Annotated in this window: 9 protein-coding genes and 1 pseudogene; 3 read left to right on the top strand and 7 right to left on the bottom strand. The window is 50.2% G+C overall.

Annotated elements, in window-relative coordinates; all coding sequences use genetic code 11:
* Nucleotides 1-170: 170 nt before the first annotated feature.
* The 5 genes and pseudogenes from Q1A40_RS13585 to Q1A40_RS13565 form a co-directional block, all read right to left on the bottom strand.
* A complete protein-coding gene (locus Q1A40_RS13585) occupies nt 171-704 on the bottom strand; it encodes a 4Fe-4S binding protein (protein WP_300000934.1) in 534 nt (177 codons plus the stop codon).
* Entirely contained in the window at nt 701-1,297 is a 597-nt protein-coding gene (locus tag Q1A40_RS13580; protein ID WP_300000932.1) for a molecular chaperone, read from the bottom strand. The genes Q1A40_RS13585 and Q1A40_RS13580 overlap by 4 nt, the downstream gene beginning before the upstream one ends.
* A 52-nt stretch (nt 1,298-1,349) precedes the next feature.
* Nucleotides 1,350-2,126: a DmsC/YnfH family molybdoenzyme membrane anchor subunit gene (locus Q1A40_RS13575; protein WP_300000930.1), complete on the bottom strand. Its 777-nt coding sequence runs from the start codon at nt 2,124-2,126 to the stop codon at nt 1,350-1,352.
* A complete protein-coding gene (locus Q1A40_RS13570) occupies nt 2,119-2,745 on the bottom strand; it encodes a DMSO/selenate family reductase complex B subunit (RefSeq protein WP_300000928.1) in 627 nt (208 codons plus the stop codon). Before Q1A40_RS13570 ends, Q1A40_RS13575 begins: the two co-directional genes overlap by 8 nt.
* Nucleotides 2,746-2,758: 13 nt before the next feature.
* Nucleotides 2,759-5,197: pseudogene (locus tag Q1A40_RS13565) on the bottom strand (DMSO/selenate family reductase complex A subunit).
* Between the two features lie 451 nt (nt 5,198-5,648).
* Between Q1A40_RS13565 and Q1A40_RS13560 the strand changes: the two are divergent.
* From Q1A40_RS13560 to Q1A40_RS13550, 3 genes are all read left to right on the top strand, one after another.
* Nucleotides 5,649-7,634: a ligand-gated channel protein gene (locus Q1A40_RS13560; protein WP_300000926.1), complete on the top strand. Its 1,986-nt coding sequence runs from the start codon at nt 5,649-5,651 to the stop codon at nt 7,632-7,634.
* A 440-nt stretch (nt 7,635-8,074) separates the two neighbouring features.
* The gene (locus Q1A40_RS13555; protein WP_300000925.1) at nt 8,075-9,739 is read left to right on the top strand and encodes a carboxylesterase family protein; all 1,665 of its coding nucleotides are present in this window, start codon (nt 8,075-8,077) and stop codon (nt 9,737-9,739) included.
* A 216-nt stretch (nt 9,740-9,955) separates the two neighbouring features.
* Entirely contained in the window at nt 9,956-10,426 is a 471-nt protein-coding gene (locus tag Q1A40_RS13550) for a GNAT family N-acetyltransferase (protein ID WP_300000923.1), read from the top strand.
* A gap of 48 nt (nt 10,427-10,474) precedes the next feature.
* Here the strand turns inward: Q1A40_RS13550 and pbpC are convergent, their stop codons facing one another.
* Together pbpC and Q1A40_RS13540 are read right to left on the bottom strand one after the other, a co-directional pair.
* Nucleotides 10,475-12,844 (bottom strand): penicillin-binding protein 1C, encoded by a 2,370-nt coding sequence (gene pbpC / locus Q1A40_RS13545; RefSeq protein ID WP_300000921.1) that lies wholly within the window; start codon nt 12,842-12,844, stop codon nt 10,475-10,477.
* Nucleotides 12,845-12,902: 58 nt separating this feature from the next.
* Nucleotides 12,903-18,914 carry an MG2 domain-containing protein gene (locus Q1A40_RS13540; RefSeq protein ID WP_300000920.1) on the bottom strand — a complete coding sequence of 2,004 codons (6,012 nt, stop codon included), beginning with the start codon at nt 18,912-18,914 and terminating at the stop codon, nt 12,903-12,905.
* Between the last annotated feature and the right edge of the window lie 61 nt (nt 18,915-18,975).

The raw sequence follows: 18,975 nt of genomic DNA, 5'->3' as shown, positions 1-18,975 counted from the left end.
TCGCCAGGTTCAAGCTATAACTCAGCGATTTTTGTCTCCATAGCCACATACTTTAACGGCTAAAAACAAATAAAAGCAGTGGGTTTATTTAAGGATCAGAAAAGGCTGTCTGAAAACCGTTACCTACTGATTTTCAGACAGATAATCAGGCGAAGACATTTCCCACCTGATTACTGCAACAGAATAGCGCTATGCGTGCACTGAATAACGCATTCACCGCAGCCGTTGCAAAGCGCGCTATCCACCACGGGCATATGCGTCTCTTCAATCGAACAGGCATTAACCGGGCATGCCTCTACACACTGGTTACAGGATCGTATCCCATTGACACAACTGCGCGTGAATGCCGGACGTAGCCCGGTATCGAAACGAATTTGTGGCTGCAATGCGCCCGTCGGACAGGCCTCGATGCAGCTTGCGCAACCATCGCAGCTGGCAAACTCAATAGCCAGTTGCGGTAGTCCGCTCTCATGTTTTGTTAAAACACCCATCGGACAACTATCCGTACAGGCATGGCACTGCGTGCAATGGGTGACAAATTCGGCAACAGGGAGCGCACCAGGGGGAAGAGGATGGCTAGGCTGTGAGGAAACCGCTGTGGGTGCGACCTCACGCGCTGCCGTTAAAAAGGCACGAAACAGCCCGCGCCGGCTGATATGACGGTGGGACAGGTAGGCTTCATAAAACTTTTCGGATTTACTCATCCGAAAAACATCCGTTTTTCTTCAGGTTGCAGACCAAGCTGCTGCTGAAGATCGGCCAGAAAAAGCGCGGTCACTTCAGCCAGCTGCGCATAAAACGGACTGATTTCATTACGCTGTAATAAACCCAGATAATGCATGGCCCAAGGGAGCAGCCAGCTTTCAAGCAGGGTACGGGCGGCCATTTCATTTTCTTGTTCAAGCAGCGCACTGTACGCGAGCAGCATCAGCCCGAACTGATCTTCCGGCTCATTCTGCTGCCCCGCAAAAGCTATCCCCTGTAAAGACAAAAAATGTCGATAATCGGCAGTGGTGTCCCCCATTAGCAGATTATCTCTTTCCAGATAGACCGATCCCCAGGGCGGGGCAAACATCTTCCCCTGCCCTTCAAATAACACAGAAAACTGCCATGCCAGCGCGGCTTCATCCGGGCAAGCCCAGTGTTTGCTCAGTTGGGCTATTTGATAACGGTCCTGCCAGGGATAGAGATCGGGCAATTCGCTCAGACAGTCAAATAATGCGCGGACTTCCGGGCGCTCCGGAGAGTAATAGAACAGGGCACCAAGAATACGCGGCAAGATAGCATGAGATGACATCTTGTCTCCTCCTTAAAACAGCGGCAGCCAGACCTTTCTGGCCGCCACCCGGTTACATAGGTAAAACCCAAAGATTGTAAAATGCGATACGTCCGGCAAGCTCCGCGGCGATAACCACCAGAAGCGTTGCGGCAAGCACTGACTGCCCCTGCTTAAAGCGCCCACTGACGACAGCCCCCACTACACCCGCTGCCAGCAACAAAGCCTGAGCAGTGAACCAGCTGGTTTGCGCGGAGGTTAACGGGCCATCGGCACTCATCAGCATCGACATATAGCCCGGACGCAGGCAGAAGCTGGCAAGGATGCCCAGCACACTCACAGAAAGCCCAATAAATCGTAGCCCCAACAGTGCTGCCAGAGCACCGCCACCAATCAGTGGTGTGAGTATCATCATGACCAGAGTATAAGAGGAACGCCAGGTCACCACCGTGGGTAACTGGTAAATACGCGGGATCGCAAACAGGAACACGACACCGGTTATCAGCGCCAGCCAGGCCAGTATAGTGAACAGTTTTTTGGCTCCACGATTGAGTAACAGCCCCAGGGCGGCCAAACCGCCTAAAACACCATAAAGTGATGAAAGGGCAATTTCATTACTCATCGGTGAGGCGCCTGTACGAAAAAGCACATTCATTGCACGCAGAGGCTGGCCAAGGTGGAAAGCCGCCATACCCAGGCCTAAAGCAAACAGACACATACTGACGAACAAGCCAATTGCCATACGACGGGCATCAATTTTCCCCAGGGTGCCACCAATCAGCAGCAGAATAAATGCCCCCACTGCGCTTTGGGTGAATACCGTAAAAAAGACCAGCGGTAACTCATGCATGACGGATCTCCCGTGGATTAAGGATTTCGCCCTCTTTATCCCCCGTCGGACGTGCTTTTGGGTGCGGCTTGACGATAAGGTTAGGATGGGTAAATGAAGCAGCGGGCAGTGGCGCAATCTGGTTTTCACTGCCGTATTTTTCCCGCAGCTCGTCAACAGGACCAAAGTCCAGAGCTCGCTGCGGACAGGATTCCACGCATATCGGGCGTAAATTCTGCTCCAGTCTGTCAAGACAACCATCGCACTTACGCATTATTTTTGCCTGCGGGTCAAACTGCGGTGCGCCATACGGACAGCGCATTTCGCAGTAGCGGCAGCCAACACAGATCTCACTGTCAACCAGGACCAGGCCATCTTCCTTACGTTTGTGCATGGCTCCCGTCGGGCAGCCCGCCACACAGGTGGGTTCATCGCAGTGATTACAGGCGATAGACAGGTAATAGGTAAAGGTGTTGTTGTGCCAGCTCTGCCCCTCTTTTACCCAGCTACCACCACCGTATTCATAGACCCGGCGCAGCTTAGGACCCACACCCAAATCTTTGTTGTCTTTACAGCTCACCTGGCAGGTTTTGCAGCCTGAACAGCGCGAGGAGTCGACATAAAAGCCATATTGTTTCATTGAAAATCACTCCTTAGACGCGTTTGATTTCTACCAGATTAGTGTGCTGTGGATTACCCTTCGCCAGTGGCGATGGCAGATGACTGGTCAGCGAATTAATACAGCCGCCAACGTCAACCCCATTGCTGTCAAGACGCGTCCAGGCCCCCTGGGGCATCGCAGCCACGCCGGGCAAAATACGTTGAGTAACCTTGCAGGGGATTTCCACCACGCCACGGTCGTTAAAAACCTGCACCCGATCACCGGATACCAACTGTCGCGGGGCTGCATCAATAGGATTGATCCACACTTCATCCGGAACCGCTTCATGCAGCGCAAGGATATTGGTGTAGGTAGAATGAGTATGACCTTTGGTATGAAAACCGCTCAGCTGTAGCGGATATTTTGCAGTCAGATCTTTGTTGAGATGTGACTCTTTCACCACGCAGAACTCGGGTACTGCCGGAATGCGGTCGCCTTCCGGTAAAGTCCACTTCTGTGCAAGATCTGCCAGCGCCTGAGAATAAATTTCTATCTTACCTGACGGCGTGGTTAATGGGTTTGTGACAGGATCCTCACGGAAATCCTGGAACGCAAGGCTCTCTTTTTCAGTGGCGATACGCTGATCGATAACGCCTTTCTCTTTTGCCACAGACCACTCAGGCAAATAGGATCGTTTTTCTCGGATCTGCTGATAATGTCCCTCTGCCCACTGCGCCTGGGTTTTACCTTCAGTGTATTTATCGCGCAGCCCAAGATGACCGGCGATTTCTGCACACACATCATAGGTACTGCGCACTTCCCACATCGGTGTGATAGTTTTCTGTATGGCAATCATGTAGTTGTGCGAACCCGCCGCATATGAACTGTCGACTAAATCTTCAGCCTCCAGATAACTGGTTTCCGGCAGCAAAATATCGGCATATTTCGCACTGGGAGTCATATGATTTTCAATTACGACAATCGTTTCGCACAGACTTTCATCTGCAAGAATTTTACGCGTCCGGTTAATATCGCCATGCTGATTAATCAGCGTGTTACCAGCCTAGTTGAAAAACAGCTTGATGCCTGTTTTAAGCTTATCCGCGCCTTTTACCCCCTGAGTCGTGGCGGTCATTTTCTCCGGATTAAGAATCGCATCGGTCCATAAATAGCAAGGAATAGAAGTGGTGACAGGATTCGTGCCGACAGGTAAAGAAGGCACGCCGTAAGGTGTACCGTAAGGCCAGTTGCCATTATTGGTGCCCGGACGCCCAAAATGTCCCGTCAGGGCGGGCAGAGTCTGAATAGCCCGTACGGTTTGCTCTCCGTTGGCATGACGCTGCGGACCCCAGCCCTGGCAAATATAGCACGCACGTGCCGCCGCAATTTCGCGCGCCAGTTGTTTAATGCGGGTCGCCGGGATAGCGGTGATTTCCGCCGCCCATTCCGGGGTTTTCTGGATACCGTCACTGCCGGTTCCCATCACATAATCTTTGTAGCTGGCATTAGGCGCAGCCGTCGCAGGCAAGGAACTACTGTCATAACCTACGCAATATTTATTAACCTCTGCTTCGTCGATCAGGTTCTCGCTAATCAAGGTATAAGCGATACCCGCAACCAAGGCAGCATCGGTTGTCGGGCGAATCGGCAACCACTCCGCATGCTCTGTAATAACCGAGTCAGTGTAACGTGGGTCGATAATTATCACTTTGGCTTTTGAGGCTTCCAGGGCACGGCGCAACTCTTCTACCTGGCCGCCTCCCGACATACGCGTTTCCGATAGATTCAACCCGAAGAGCACCACCAAGTCAGAATGGGCTATTTGTGTAAAATGACTGCCAGCATATTTTCCATGCGTGTACGGTGTCGCGGTCGCAATTTGCGCGGTAGAATAGGTGTTGTGATAATTCAGATACCCGCCCGTCAGATTTAACAGGCGTTTCCACGCGGGCGTGCCCTGAGTGTGGTAGTAAGCTCCTGACTGGTAATTATAATAAATCGCTTCACGGCCATATTTTTCGCTGACGCGGGCAAGTTCATTGGCAATAAATGCCGTCGCTTCTTCCCAGCTTATCCGTTTAAATTTGCCTTCACCGCGCTTTCCAACACGCTTCATCGGATATTTCACGCGATCCGGGCTATAGACACGCCAACGACTGGAACGTCCGCGTAAACAAGGGCGAATCTGATGCTCGCCAAATACGGCATCATCTTTCGCATCCTCCGGCTCTATGCGCACAATACGGTCATCTTTCACGATAACTTTTAACGGGCAACGGCTGCCACAGTTCACCAGGCAAGCACTGTGACGGACGACTTCACCTGCATTAACCGCCCCGGCAGATGTGGGTATATTCGCCCGTGCAATTGACGTAAACGGCAGTGAAATCGCATTACTCAAGGCTACGGCTGAACCCAGCTTCGCGGCAGTACTCACTGCCTCTCGCCGGGAAACCGGTGCTGATAAAAAGTTTTTTAGTTTATTTTTCATTAGTTAATTCTCACATTGCATCCCCATACACCGTACGGGAAGTGTGAAAATTAGCCGTTGACTAAGATCAATGGGTTATAAGCTATAACCCAAAATAAGTATAAAACGTGAATTACATGAATCACTTCACAATATACGTATTCCCTCCCATGACCCATACCAGCCTGTAACACAGAGTACGTTGTTGAGGTCCAGGAATCAGTGGAACCCAAGTCTGTGCCAGTGGGACTATCGTGCATTAACTACGATACACAGTAAGTCATAATGCTAAAATTTTCATTTTAATCAACAACATACAAATGAAAATAATTTTCATTTCCATTTGAAAGTCGGCGGTTTTTGTACAATATTGGCCATGATTTATATCGCCACATCACTAACCAGCTCAATATTTGACCCTTTTGATGTTGGTTGTGATCCTTCCAGAATTCATTTTTATGGTATGGAAACAATGAAAATACATTATGTGAAGGTTATTTCATCAGCCATATGTCTCATACACCTGCCGACGCTTGCCGTTGCCGCAAGCAAAGATACCTTAGTAGTGACCGCCTCCGGATTTGAGAAAAAAATTCAGGATGCTCCCGCCTCCGTCACCGTCATCACCAAGAAACAAATCGAGGCTCAGGCCTGGCGGGATATCACTGATGCACTCAGAGATGTTCCGGGTGTTGTCGTCACAGGAGGAGGAAGCAAGAGCGATATCAGTATTCGCGGTATGGCCTCAAAATACACCCTGTTTCTGATCGACGGTAAGCGCATAAATACCCGCGAGACCCGTCCTAACAGCGATAACTCCGGTATTGAGCAAGGCTGGATGCCTCCCCTCGAATCCATTGAACGTATTGAAGTCGTACGCGGTCCCATGTCTTCGCTGTACGGCTCAGACGCTATGGGTGGTGTCATTAATGTCATTACGAAGAAAATTTCAAATACCCGCTCATGGAGCGGTTCACTGCACGCTGATTCGACCTTACAGCAACATCATGATTCCGGAGACCTTTATCAGACAAACCTTTATGCATCAGGTCCTTTAATTGACGGGCTACTTGGCGCAAAAATCACCGGTCTGATATCGCGCCGGGCGGAAGATACTCTCCTTAACGGCTTTAACGAACAGAAAATGCGTAACGGAGGGCTGACGCTTAACTTTACGCCCGATGATAAGAACGACATAGACTTTGAAGTCACCCGGGAATTACAGGATCGTAACAGCACTCCGGGCAAGTCCATTGCCTCAGAGAATTGCCGCAAAGGAACATGTGAGCCTGGCAGCAGAAGCGACAGCCGCTATGAGCATACCGCCTATTCACTGACCCATAGCGGCTACTACGGGGCATTTGATACCACCAGCTATATACAACAGGAAGAGGCGACTAATCCCGGACGGGAAATGAAGTCCTACAATACGGTATTCAATAATCAGAGCCAGATCTTCCTTGACGATAATACTGTGACACTCGGCGGACAGTACCGCTATGAGAAACTGCGTGATAACGGTAATCAGCTCAAGGCCGCTGAAGGGCTCAAACAACTGACCCGCTGGAACGGGTCATTGTTTATCGAGGACGAGTGGCTCGCCGCGGATCGGCTTACCCTTACGGGAGGGTTACGCATGGACAAGGATGAAAAATACGGCATCAACTGGACACCGCGTGGTTATGCGGTATGGCATCTCACCGACCAGTGGACAGTGAAAGGCGGTATATCAGCAGGTTATCGAGCTCCGGATTTACGCCAGTCATCCGCCTACTGGGGGCAGATAACCGGGGGAAGCAGTCTCAAGGGTATTATTGTCGGTAACTCAGGTCTGAAACCAGAAAAAAGTCTCAGCGAAGAGGTCACACTGCTCTGGGATAACAATGATAATCTCAATGCCGGGATAACAATTTATAATACTGATTTTAAAAATAAAATTACTGAAGTCTGGCGGTGTAATAACCGTTCGGAGCCCGACTGTACTATCGGTAATATCCAATACGACTTTATCAGTGACCGCGTGAATGTCGATAAAGCGAACATCCGCGGCATAGAATCCACTTTTGCCTGGAAAATAACCCGCGACCTGGACTGGACAGCAAATTATACCTATACCCAATCAGAGCAAAAGAGCGGCCAGTTTTCAGGTAAACCTTTGAATAAAATGCCCACGAATATGCTTAACACCACGCTTTACTGGCAGGCTGTTCAGAACCTTGGATTCTGGGGTCGTCTCAATTTTCGCGGCGCAAGCTCAGACTATTTAAACCGCAGCTCTATGGCCCAAGGCACACCATCTTATACATTGCTGGATATCGGTCTGCGTTATGACATAAACAAAAATCTGATGGCTTCAGCGGGTGTCTATAATCTGCTGGATAAACGTATCGATTATCGTACCTATGACGCCGTTCTGGACGGACGCCGCTATACCCTGGGTCTGAGCTACAGCTTCTAGGTGGGGAAAAAGGACTGAACGTGGTTGCTCTTCGACGTAGCAACCGCAGGCCGAACAACAGGCTAGATATCCGGACTATTGCTCTCTTTTTGAGAGCATTTTCCCTTTTTTGACAGATGCTTGCGATATTGTAACGGTGACTCCCCAATCCCCTTTAAATGCCGGAATAACGCACAGATATAAAAAAACACGATTTGCTGATTCAGGTATCAACGTTGGATAGCTTTGCCAGCAGAATGGGAAAGCGATAAATACACTGTCATTCTCCTGCAAAGATAAACGAAAATAGCGCCAAAATCTCTTGAGGGTTTATTATCCCCTTAAAAATCAATGAGTAAATATTGCTATTTTGCTAAAAGCAGTTTGCTGTCATAAGAAAATCTTTTAATTTAGTCCGCACCGTTATTCAACAATAATGAGATTATCGTGAGGAGTTACAGATGGTTTCCGTTCTCTGTCGGGCTATATCCTTTACATTATTATCTGCCAGTTGTGTTAGCGCGCTGGCGCAGGACAATCCGTTAATTATTGAAACAAGTTACGGCAAAATTCTCGGGACTGAACAACAAGGCGTCGAATACTGGACGGGTATTCCTTATGCTCAGGCCCCGGTGGCACAACTGCGCTGGCAGCCGCCTGAAACGCCGAAGAAATGGACTGATATACGGGATACCACCCAACCGGCAGCGGATTGTATTCAGGTCACCGCAGACGGGACAAAAGGCCAGGAGGACTGCCTTAATCTTAATGTTTACAGACCACAAACGTCTGACCGCCAATTACCCGTCCTGTTTTATATTCACGGTGGCAATAACCAGGTGGGTACATCCACTGAATTTAACCCGCAGCACTTAGCCACAACCCTTAACGCGGTCATCGTCACGGCTAATTATCGTTTGGGTGCTTTAGGCTTTAATCCTCTGAGCGCACTTAATACTGGCGACGCCCGTCAAGATTCAGGCAACTTTACGTTACTCGATATAAAAAGTGCCCTGGACTGGGTAAAACAAAATGCGTCAGCCTTTGGTGGGGATGCGAATAATATTACCGTTTCCGGTTTCTCCGCTGGCGGTCGCGATGTGATGGCGATGTTAATATCTCCGCTGTTTGCCTCCAGCTTTCAGAAAGCCATCGTCTTTAGCGGGGGCATGACAACCAGCGATAAAAACGAAGCAGAAAAAATCTTTGCCCGCCGCTTTGCCGAACAGGTGGTAAAAGATGGGATAAAACCCACCGTTCAACAAGCAGAAGCCTGGTTATTAGCGGGGGGAGATGAGGTAAAACAGTATCTTTATCATTTACCTGCAGCACAGTTAGCCTCATTCTTTGGCGATGCCGGTATTCGTATGGCGAAATTCCCGCACTTATATCGTGATGGCACGGTATTGCCTGAAAGTGGTTTTGATACGCTTAAGTACAATGCGGTACCGGTCCTGATGTTCAGCGGTCAGAGCGAATTTTCCTTCTTCGCACTGGGTGACCCTTATTTTCAGGCAGCATTTAAACAAGGCACTCTGGCCCAGGATACGGAGCTGCTGAATAAATATGCCTTTGCCAACAAATATGGCAGCCTGCTGTATAGCCTGTTTAACGTCAATCAGTCGGCTGAAAAAATGTATCCGCACTACCCTGCACCGATTTACGGCGCAGAGTTTCGTTTCGGTATGGATGCCTTTGTTACCGGTTCGCGAATGGCACCGATAGGCTCTTTCCACGGGGTCTTTATGCCTTTCTGGGATCCGGTGAAATATGAGGTATTTACCGCAGACGCGATTAAACTGGCCGGGGCTAAAAAATTAGGCGAACAATTTAACGGTTATATTCGTCAGTTTATTCGTACAGGCAATCCTGATGTTCCGGGACAACCTGCCTGGAAAGCCTGGACCCCAGAAAATGTCGCAGCCGGAGAATCGATACTCGAGCTGGATGCCAGTAAACAAAAAGCCCTTATTTCTATGCGCAGTAAGTCATATAACGTCGATGATGTTATCCGCGCGATTGAACAAGACCACAGCATTACCCCGGATGCGAAAAAAGAGATGCTCTCCAGTGTCCTGAAAGGACGCTGGTTTAGCGAAAAACTGGACGCACATTTCGCCCACTAGCTAGATAAGTTAAAACGAAACGGACTCAGAGCGTCACTCTGAGTCCGTTTATCCCACCTAAAAACGACAACGCTCCACTGCAACAGACTTACTGGTAAAAGCATACGGCGGTCAGCCAGCTCCGTCTCTGGAGCCACTTTTTGCTTAACGCTGATGTTGCAACTGAATCGTTTTATGATAAATCTGTACCAATAACCCAAAAAGAACGGAAGAAAAATGACGATCAGACTGGCTGTACCTGAAGAGGCAGAAGCCTGCTGGAATATCAGAAATCTTGCGATCCGTGAAGGATGCAAAACCAGTTATAGTCCCGCCGTACTCGCAGCCTGGACGCCTGATGCAATGCCTGAAAGTTACAGGAAAGTGATTGCAGAAAATCCTTTTTTTGTTGCTGAGATCCCGGGGGGCGAGCGGGTTGCAACCGGGTATCTGGATCTTTCATCAGGAAGCGTGGAGGCTATTTTTACCTTACCGGGTTATTCTGGTCAGGGCTTTGCCGGTCAGATTATTGAAACCATTAAACATGAGGCAATTAAACGAGGACTGAAAAAACTGACCCTGTCTTCCACGCCAAACGCACAAACATTTTATGAACGGCAGGGTTTTATTCTTATCAAAGAAGGTTCCTGTCCATCAAAACTTGCTCAGACAGATCTACGCTGTATGGATATGGCTATCGAATTTTAACTGGGCGTTATCTGCAGATAATTCCGGGTAAAAAGACACGGCTTCCACTTAATTCACAATCTGAATGCTCACTGTTCGGCTGTCGGCGCGTCCCCGATCGTCGACAACACGCACACGATACTGTCCGTTGTTAGCAGGATGCCAGTCGATAGTCGATTTACTGGCAGAACTGCCAAGATAGATATCGTCAACAAACCAGTAAACCGTTTTGCTGTCCGCATCCGTCACCGCATTGAAGGAGATCTTGTCGCGCCCTTGCAGCGATTGTCGCAGGGTGTAGACCGTATTCTTCAGTGGGGAGGTTATTCGTGGCGGATTACCGCTCACGTCAATTCCCGAATTGTTGCACCGACTCACTGGCGGCTTACGTTTTGGCAGTCCGGCCTGGGCGAAAACATTGGCTAAATCCGATGGCCAGAACTCAAAAATCTCGACCCGGGTTTCACTTTCGTCATAAGGAGCACAAGCCACTTCTCCTGTAGCCTTGTCCAACCGTACCGGGCGATAAACGGTATCAACTTTGATCGGTGACTTTCCGGGAATAAACCAGGTTTTACCTTTTTGCTGGCACCATGGTGTAGGCAAGTCCCCGCTGGCAAGACAGATTTCTTCGCGCTTCAATTGCTCAGGGAACGGATGTCTGGGTTCCTGTAATCGCGGATAACTGGCAATGATACTGTCGATAATATTAAAGAAAAGTGGCGCGGCAGCCTCAGCACCAACCAGCGCATTATTCCCTCGACCGTCGAAATTCCCTTCCCAGACCACCAGGACGTAAGGCCCGAAGATCCCCACGCTCCAGGCATCACGGAATCCCCAGGATGTCCCCGTTTTCCAGTACACAGGCAGAGAGGAAGGACGCTGAGCCAGCGTATCCCCCGGGCGGCGATGCTGGCGTAACATATCCAGCGTCATAAAGCTTGCCTCCTCGCTCAGTAATCTGACCGGTGTGGCAGGAACGGTATCGCTTTTTTGCATGCGTAATGGCTGCAACACCCCGCGATTCGCCAGCAGCCCATAGAGTTTTGCCAGCTCCTGCATCGTGATTTCACCGCCTCCCAGTACCAGTGACAAACCGTAGTGATTTTCGCTGGACATATTGGCCACACCCGACAGCCGTAGAAATTGGTAGAAGGTGGGCTGGCGCAACTGGGAAGCCACATAGACCGCCGGAATATTACGGCTGAAATTCAGTGCATCGGTTGCGGTGATCGGCCCGAGAAAGCGGCGGTCAAAATTTTCTGGTGCATAAGCCCCGAAGGCAGAGGGGACATCTCTCAGCACGGTCATCGGGTGCAAAACCCCCTGCTCCATCCCCAGCGCGTAAATAAAGGGTTTCAGCGCCGAACCTGGCGATCGTTTGGCATTCGTGCCATTAACCTGGCCCTGTATCCTGCGATTGTAATAGTCCGCAGACCCGACCAGGGCGCGGATCCCCATATCACGGGTATCCACCAGCAAGGCGGCAGCATTGTTAATGCCCCGGCTTTTATTCCGGACGATAAACGCATTGATCTGACGTTCAATCAAACGCTGGAGATGGGCATCCAGTGTCGTATCAATGCGGGTCTGAGTCTGAACCCATTGCCGGGTCTGCTGGCGAAGCTGCTCAATAAAGTGCGGAGCAATATAAGGCATCTGCTCTGGCTGACGCAGGGCCAGCGGCAGACTGAATAAAGAAAGCTGGCTGTTGTCCGTCGGATAGTGTTTCTGCCAGCGCACAAATAGCCGGTTACGTGCCTGTATCAGCCTGCTATCCGGCAGACCTGATTTGGCATTCATACGAGAGCTGGGGGATTGCGGCAGTACCGCCAGTGTCAGCGCTTCTGGTAAGGTCAGACCCCTCGGTGATTGATTAAAATAGATAAGACTGGCTGCGCCAATACTCTCAATATTACGCCCGAAGGGGGCATAGTTCAGATAGGCTTCGAGAATATCGTCTTTGGAATAACTCAGCTCCAGTTGTATCGCACGCAGAATCTGCATAATTTTACCCGCGGGTGTACGGGTATTAAGGTGCCAGTGCATGCGTGCAAGCTGCATGGTGATGGTCGATCCGCCCTGCATCGTTCCTCCCATCACATAGCTCTGCCAGAAACCACGCATCAGACTGAATGGATTGAACCCAGGATTGAAATAAAACCAGCGATCTTCATGCAGTAATAAACCTTTTATCGCCAAAGGCGATATCTCTTCAAGAGGCGTCCACAGACGATAGCGATCGTCATTTGCCAGCGTGATACGCATAAGTATGCCCTGCTGGTCATAATAAACAGAAGAGAAAGGCAGCCCCTGGGAAAGAGGAGGATGAGGCCAGAGACGACACCCCAGTACCAGTAGCGCCAGTAAAAATATCGCCATCGCGATATTCTGTAGCCATCGACCGGCCATTTTAAAAGAGCGGGGGAAAATATTCATTTTGCTACTCAGAGTCAGTTACGCCCCGCTAAAATCGCGGGGCGTCGTCTGCAGCCAACTATTTTTTAACAACAACCGACTCTTCGGCTGGCACTACCACCAATTTTTTGTCACTTACGGACAATGCCTGCACTTCACGGTTATACATCGCTTCACCATAGGCAGGTGGGATGGTGAAGCTTCCTGTATTCGTCGCCTTGATTTGATAGATAAATTCCTGCACATCAGTGCTGGCACTACCGTAAATCACCACACGATCTTCACGAATATCGCTGTAATCCGGCGCCCAGGTTGATCCCTCCGCAGCAAGGGGTGACTGCCAGGATGCTGAATCTCCCCCTTCTTCTGAATCACTGTTGTCTTCTTCGCCGCTGCTCGCCTGCGGTGGGGTTTGTTGTACCACTTCAAATCCGCCGGGTAGCAAATCAACAATCGCTAAATTATCCTGCCCTTCTTGCGAATTAGCCCGCACTTTCAGGTGTACGTTAATTGTCTCACCCAGCATAACCTGAGTTACCGGTTTACCCTGTTCATTCGTGTAATCGCGGGTAATCTCCAGTCCGCGCGAAAGGGCTTCTTTCGGTGCCGCAAGGCTGAAACCGGCCTCTGTCACCACATACCATGCAGGTGCGTTATTGTCGTTTTGAATACGCAGACGCTCAGCATCCGCCGTGAAATTGGCTTTTGCCAGTAATCCCTGCAGGCTGGAAATCAGCTGTGGCTCGACGCCTTCCGTTTTATCGATCTGGAAGATTTTCAGCGCATCCGGGGACGCGGCTTCGGCCGCGACCTGCGAGGAATAACTTTCCAGCGCCAGGATACTCATCGCAGAAGAGTAGGTTGTATAACGATCTTCTTTCAGCAACTTGACCATGTTTTCCAGTACCTGAGGTGGAATAGCAGACACCTTTTCCGGGAAGTGACGCGTGATCAGATACAGTCTCGTCGCATCCTGAACCAGTGGGTCAAAGTAATTTTGTGTCCACCAGCCTTTATCGTATGCCTGATTCAATTGCTGCCAGGTCGGTTGTAAAAGCCGGGTGGCCTCCTCGTCCATTTTTAACATACGATAAGAGGATGCCAGATACAGCGCACTGAGATCGGTTTTCCAGCGCTCCGGATAAAGCTGCTGTAGCTTGTCCTGAACCGATGCCAGCGCACTGGTGGTGATAATACCCTGGCGCGTCAGCAGATAAATTGCCCAACTGCGTAAACGCAGAGAATATAAATCATCATAGCGGCTGACGGCCAGTTCACGCAGGGCCGCATTGGCTTCATCCAGCATACCCTGTGGCAAGGTGACACCTGCTGCTTTAGCTTCCAGCAGATACTGCACCACATAAGGTGTGACGAACGGATCGGTTTGCGGAGACGATCGCCACATACCCACTGCACCGCTATCATTCTGGCGTGAACGCAGAACAGCCAGCATTTCGTTCAGTTTTTTGCTGTTTTCCGTCTGACTCTGCACACCGCGCATTTCCGGATGCTGGCCTGCGAGGATCAGGGGAATGGAACGGCTGACAATCTGTTCAGAGCAATAATAAGGATAATCTTCAAGGTACTGAGCAAGCCCGTTAGTCAGCACCAGAGGCGAGTTAGAAACCGCCGCAGTACGCACCGCGTAGGCGTCAAACATCTGGCGTAAATTATCAATCTCCTGGCGACTACCACTCATACGCCCCATCACCGATTGGGTACGGTACGGCATTGCCGGACGTACTGAGGTACTGACAGTACGACGACTGGTTTTATCCAGGTATTGTGCGTCAAAAATCAGGGGCGCATCACCCAACACGGCATTCGCCCGCAGACGGAAATTCACCACGCCTTCGCGTTTTTCAGCCAGCGACAGGGCCCGGTCGGCTTCACCTATAACTTCCAGTGACGGCGGTACGGTGAGATGGACATTAATGTCCACAGGCTTGCCGCCCAACTCTTCAAGGTTATTGCTTACGCCGACACTGATATCAAACTCATCACCCGGTGCGACCATCGCCGGTACGTTTGGCGTCATGATAAAGTTGTCGCGTACGGTCACAGCAGTCTGTGCTTTACCGATTTTTTCCGGTGTCACGGCAATCGCCATGACGCGAATTTTACCGTTGAAATAGTCCGGCACCGGATAGTCAAACTGCTGCTTGCCATTGACTTCGGTTATCCCGGACCAGTAAGCAACCGGTTTATCCCGTTTACGTTTGAACGGATTAACATTCAGATCGATCCCTTCACCACCATCGCCACCCGGTGCCGCTGTCAGCTGCATTAACTTACTGAATTCCGGCAGGATCAGATCGAGAATTTGCGAACTCTCCACATCCAGTGAGCGTTTGCGGAAGAAATAGTCCAGCGGATCGGTTAAACGATAACGGGCTACCTGTAAAATACCTTCATCCACGGCAAACAGCGCCACCTGTTGCGGCTCTTCTGTGGTTACCGTCATCGCCAGATTTTCACCCGGTTTAATCACTTCCGGAACGCTCACCTCCAGGGTGCTCTGGCGCGCTTGAGTCCCAATCTTAAATGGCATAACGCCATAACTGAGTGGGCTCATAAAGATTTCATTCGAGTTCACATCGCGTACAAACTGAACATTAATATAGCCGTTACCTTCCATATCAGCAGGCAGACGGATTTTCTGCACAGAACTGGTGGTATCGGTAGAGAACCATTGCCAGCGATACACTTTGTCTTTTTCGATAGTAATCAACCCGCTGCCGGTATAAGGCGCATTGATGGCTATCTCTATTTCCTCATTTGGCAGGTACTCCGCCTTATTGAGTTTGATCTTAAGCTCGGCGTTACGATCCAGCGAACGGCTGAGGTTCGCATTACCCGCAACGGTATAAGAGATACGGTTAAGCACTGTGCCTTGCGCATCTTCCAGCGCCAGCACAAAATCGCCCGGTTTATCTGTTGCCAGTATCAGATCACTGCCCTGCTCAGAGAGCGAAAGCGGCTGTTCTGATAGCGGCACTTCCTTGAGTTTGGACTGATATTTATAGACACCAGAATCCAGCTGAGTCAGCACCGAAATATATTTTTGTTCGATTAACACCACTTTCAAATCAGGCAGAGCAATTTGTTGCAGCTGCGGGTTAATCGCAATGATATTCAGATGGCGAAGCGCATCGCGATTGATATAGCCCAAATCACCATCCGCTTTCACGCCAATCAGATAATCATAAGGTGAAACCAGCACTCGTGCCGCCGCGGAAACTGAACGTCCACCGCCTGCCACAAAGGCTTCTGACAACAGCTGCAGTTGATAGGTGGCATCCGCATAATTTTTCAGATCCAGCGCAATGTCTGCGCGACCGTTTTCATCTGTTGTGCTGTCTTCCAGCTCAGTTTCAAACCCATCGCTGTTGCGGTTATTTTCATAAAAAGCATAGTCCGGGAAGGCATCAAAGCTGGGATACATGGGGCGTAACGTCAGTCGGGATGCGACACGACGATCCTGCGCGGGTGTACCAAACAGGTTCTGCACATCAATACTGGCCTGTAGCTCCGAAGGTTTAACCCAACCCTGTTTACGTTCGGGTGTCAGCTGCAGTTTTACTTTGAGCCGATCCGGCTCGAACTCTTTCACATTAACAGCGGTATGCCCGAGCAACACGGGATACTCATTATTTTTGCCTGACAGATACAGATAGACATTCCACTCACCGGTAGGTGAATTTTCATCCGTAGTGTAGCTCAGTTCATTAAAGCCTGCAGAACCGAGAGTCAGGGGCACAGTGCGCATCAGTTTATCGCGCGGATCGTGGATTTCAGCACGCACCGGTACGCCCGCCAGACCTGTGCTCCAGCTCGCCGCACGGGTGATCAAACCAATATGGAATGTATCGCCAGGGCGATAAACGCCTCTGTCAGAGAACAGATAACTGCTCAATGTACGAGGATCGCTCGGCGTGGCATCCCCGCCCACATTAAAGCGCGAGAAATCGAGCCATCTGTCATTGCTATAGTCAACAGGCAGGAACGATACATCACCTTCTTTTTCAACCAGGAACATGACGGGAGTACGCTCACTGGTGTACACATCCAGCGACGGAAAACGTACATGGCCGTCATCCCCCGTCGTTTGCGTCAGTAACGCGACACCATTTTTACCAATAACCGAGACTTTGGCAGCGCTGACTGGCGTGCCATGGTGAATCGACTGAACAAATATATCGCGGTTTTTATCCTGCGAACGCTTGGCAATAATGCCCAGATCGGTCACGACAACAAAGCGTGAATCCCCGACCGGCTGCTCTTCACTCTCCTCCTGATACGACCGTTCTTCATTATTACCCGCGCTATCTTCCCCCTTGTTCGGATCCCACGCAGAAAGTGTCAGCAGGAAGACGCCGCGATGCGAAGCGGGGTCTGTTGTCAGATAGCGGGAAAGATCGATGCCCTGGTAATGAATTTCACCGGGATTGTCGTTATTTACCGCGCTCTGATAGGTAAAATGCTCAGTAAAATACTCATCGCTCAGGCGATTAAAATCCGTCGATGAATACTTGCGGCTTTTAAATGACACGATATGTTGCAACTGGCTTGGGATCACCCGTTTAATGTCCAGGCGCATTCCCGGCACGTTGCGCGCCGTCACGCTAATTTGCTTGTCACCCTTCACTGACAGCAATGACCCCTGCGACATAAATTGCAAAGACTTCGGATATTCCGGAACACTCACAATCAGGTAACGTTTTTCCGGCATTTTATAGCCACCGGAAGAGGTCAGTACATTATCAATCTCCACCAGCAGAGAGCGCCGGGCAGGCGCATCAAACTGGAAACTAAATTGCGGCTGATAGTCGTTTTCGCCTTCGTTCAGTTGGATGTTAAGCGGTTTGGACTGGGCAAGTACGCTATTGTCGATACGCCCGACATCCCAGCTGGCGTAATCATCCACGCCGGTGCCGGCCTCTGTATCATCAGGATTATGCTGCGGCAGCAACCAGGCTTTTACTGCCCGGCGGATATCTTTGTCCTTTACTGCATCACTGAAATCAATAACCAGCACAGGCTGCCCTTTCGCGCCATCACTGGCAACCAGCTGGGCACTGATATTATCCACCTTCAGACTATAAAGATTCGGTACCGAAACACTGGCACTGCGCGACTGAGTTGTGGCATTGGAGGCGACTGATGCCTTCACGCCCTGGGCTATCGTCATATGCACAGAACCGCCGTAATCAAGGGGTTTCAGCGGTTCAGAATGCACCCAGGCATTGAGTTTTTTCTGATCAAAGACCACGGAATACTTGAGTTTTGATTCGGTTTTCCCTTTACCTTCCCTCAAACCAAGAGCGATATTTTTCTCAAAACTGGCCACATCCACCGGGGCATTAAACCTGACGTTAAAGATTGCGCTGCGCTTTTGAGGGTCCTGCGGATCCTGATAATACTCCGAATGATTTAACTGATAACCGAAGGCTGGCGCACTGAATTCATACTCTGTCTTCTGCAGCTGAATTTGCGGCGCGAGTAAAACCTTGGGAGAGAAATTAACGCGATAGCTTGCCCCCATCGGCAAGGGCTGTTTTGGCGTGAATACCAGCCTGTCGCCAGTGACCCATTTCCATTCACCTGCCACCGCGGGATTTAACGCAATGCCCTTTTCCACCACTTTGTCGATATCCGTGATGGGGGCGACCGAGTGATTAAAAGTAAAAACAACCTGCTGAGGGGCCGGCTTTTGCTCCGTATAATGGATTGTTTCCGGGCCTCTGACCCGCACACTGGCTTTTTGGTACACCATCGGTGCCGGTTCAATAGGTTGCGGGCGATTCAGCCACCAGTGCCAGCCATAGACCCCCGCCCCTGCTGCGCCAAGCAACAGCAGAATCGCCAGAGAAACCGTTTTCGGGTATTTATCTACCCCGCGCTCCATACGCTTAAAACCGCGAGTCAGGAAACCGGACACGACCGGCCACCAGCGGGGAGGATGCCAGGCAATATTGCCCACAACGGGTTTTACGAGACGCCCTGACAGACTAAAAATAAAAGCCAGCAGGCAAAAGAAGCCTTTTATTAAGGTAAAAGGTAAACGGAGCAAAAATCTGAGTAAATCCATCTGCGGCAGTATCCCTGATCCTATTGCCCATGACCCAAAGCAATATTTTATGATTAATTAA

Source organism: uncultured Cedecea sp. (assembly GCF_947498825.1).
Taxonomy (GTDB): Bacteria; Pseudomonadota; Gammaproteobacteria; order Enterobacterales; family Enterobacteriaceae; genus JGM124.
The sequence above is the reverse complement of the archived record's forward strand: the minus strand, read 5'-3'. Positions and strand labels throughout refer to the sequence as shown.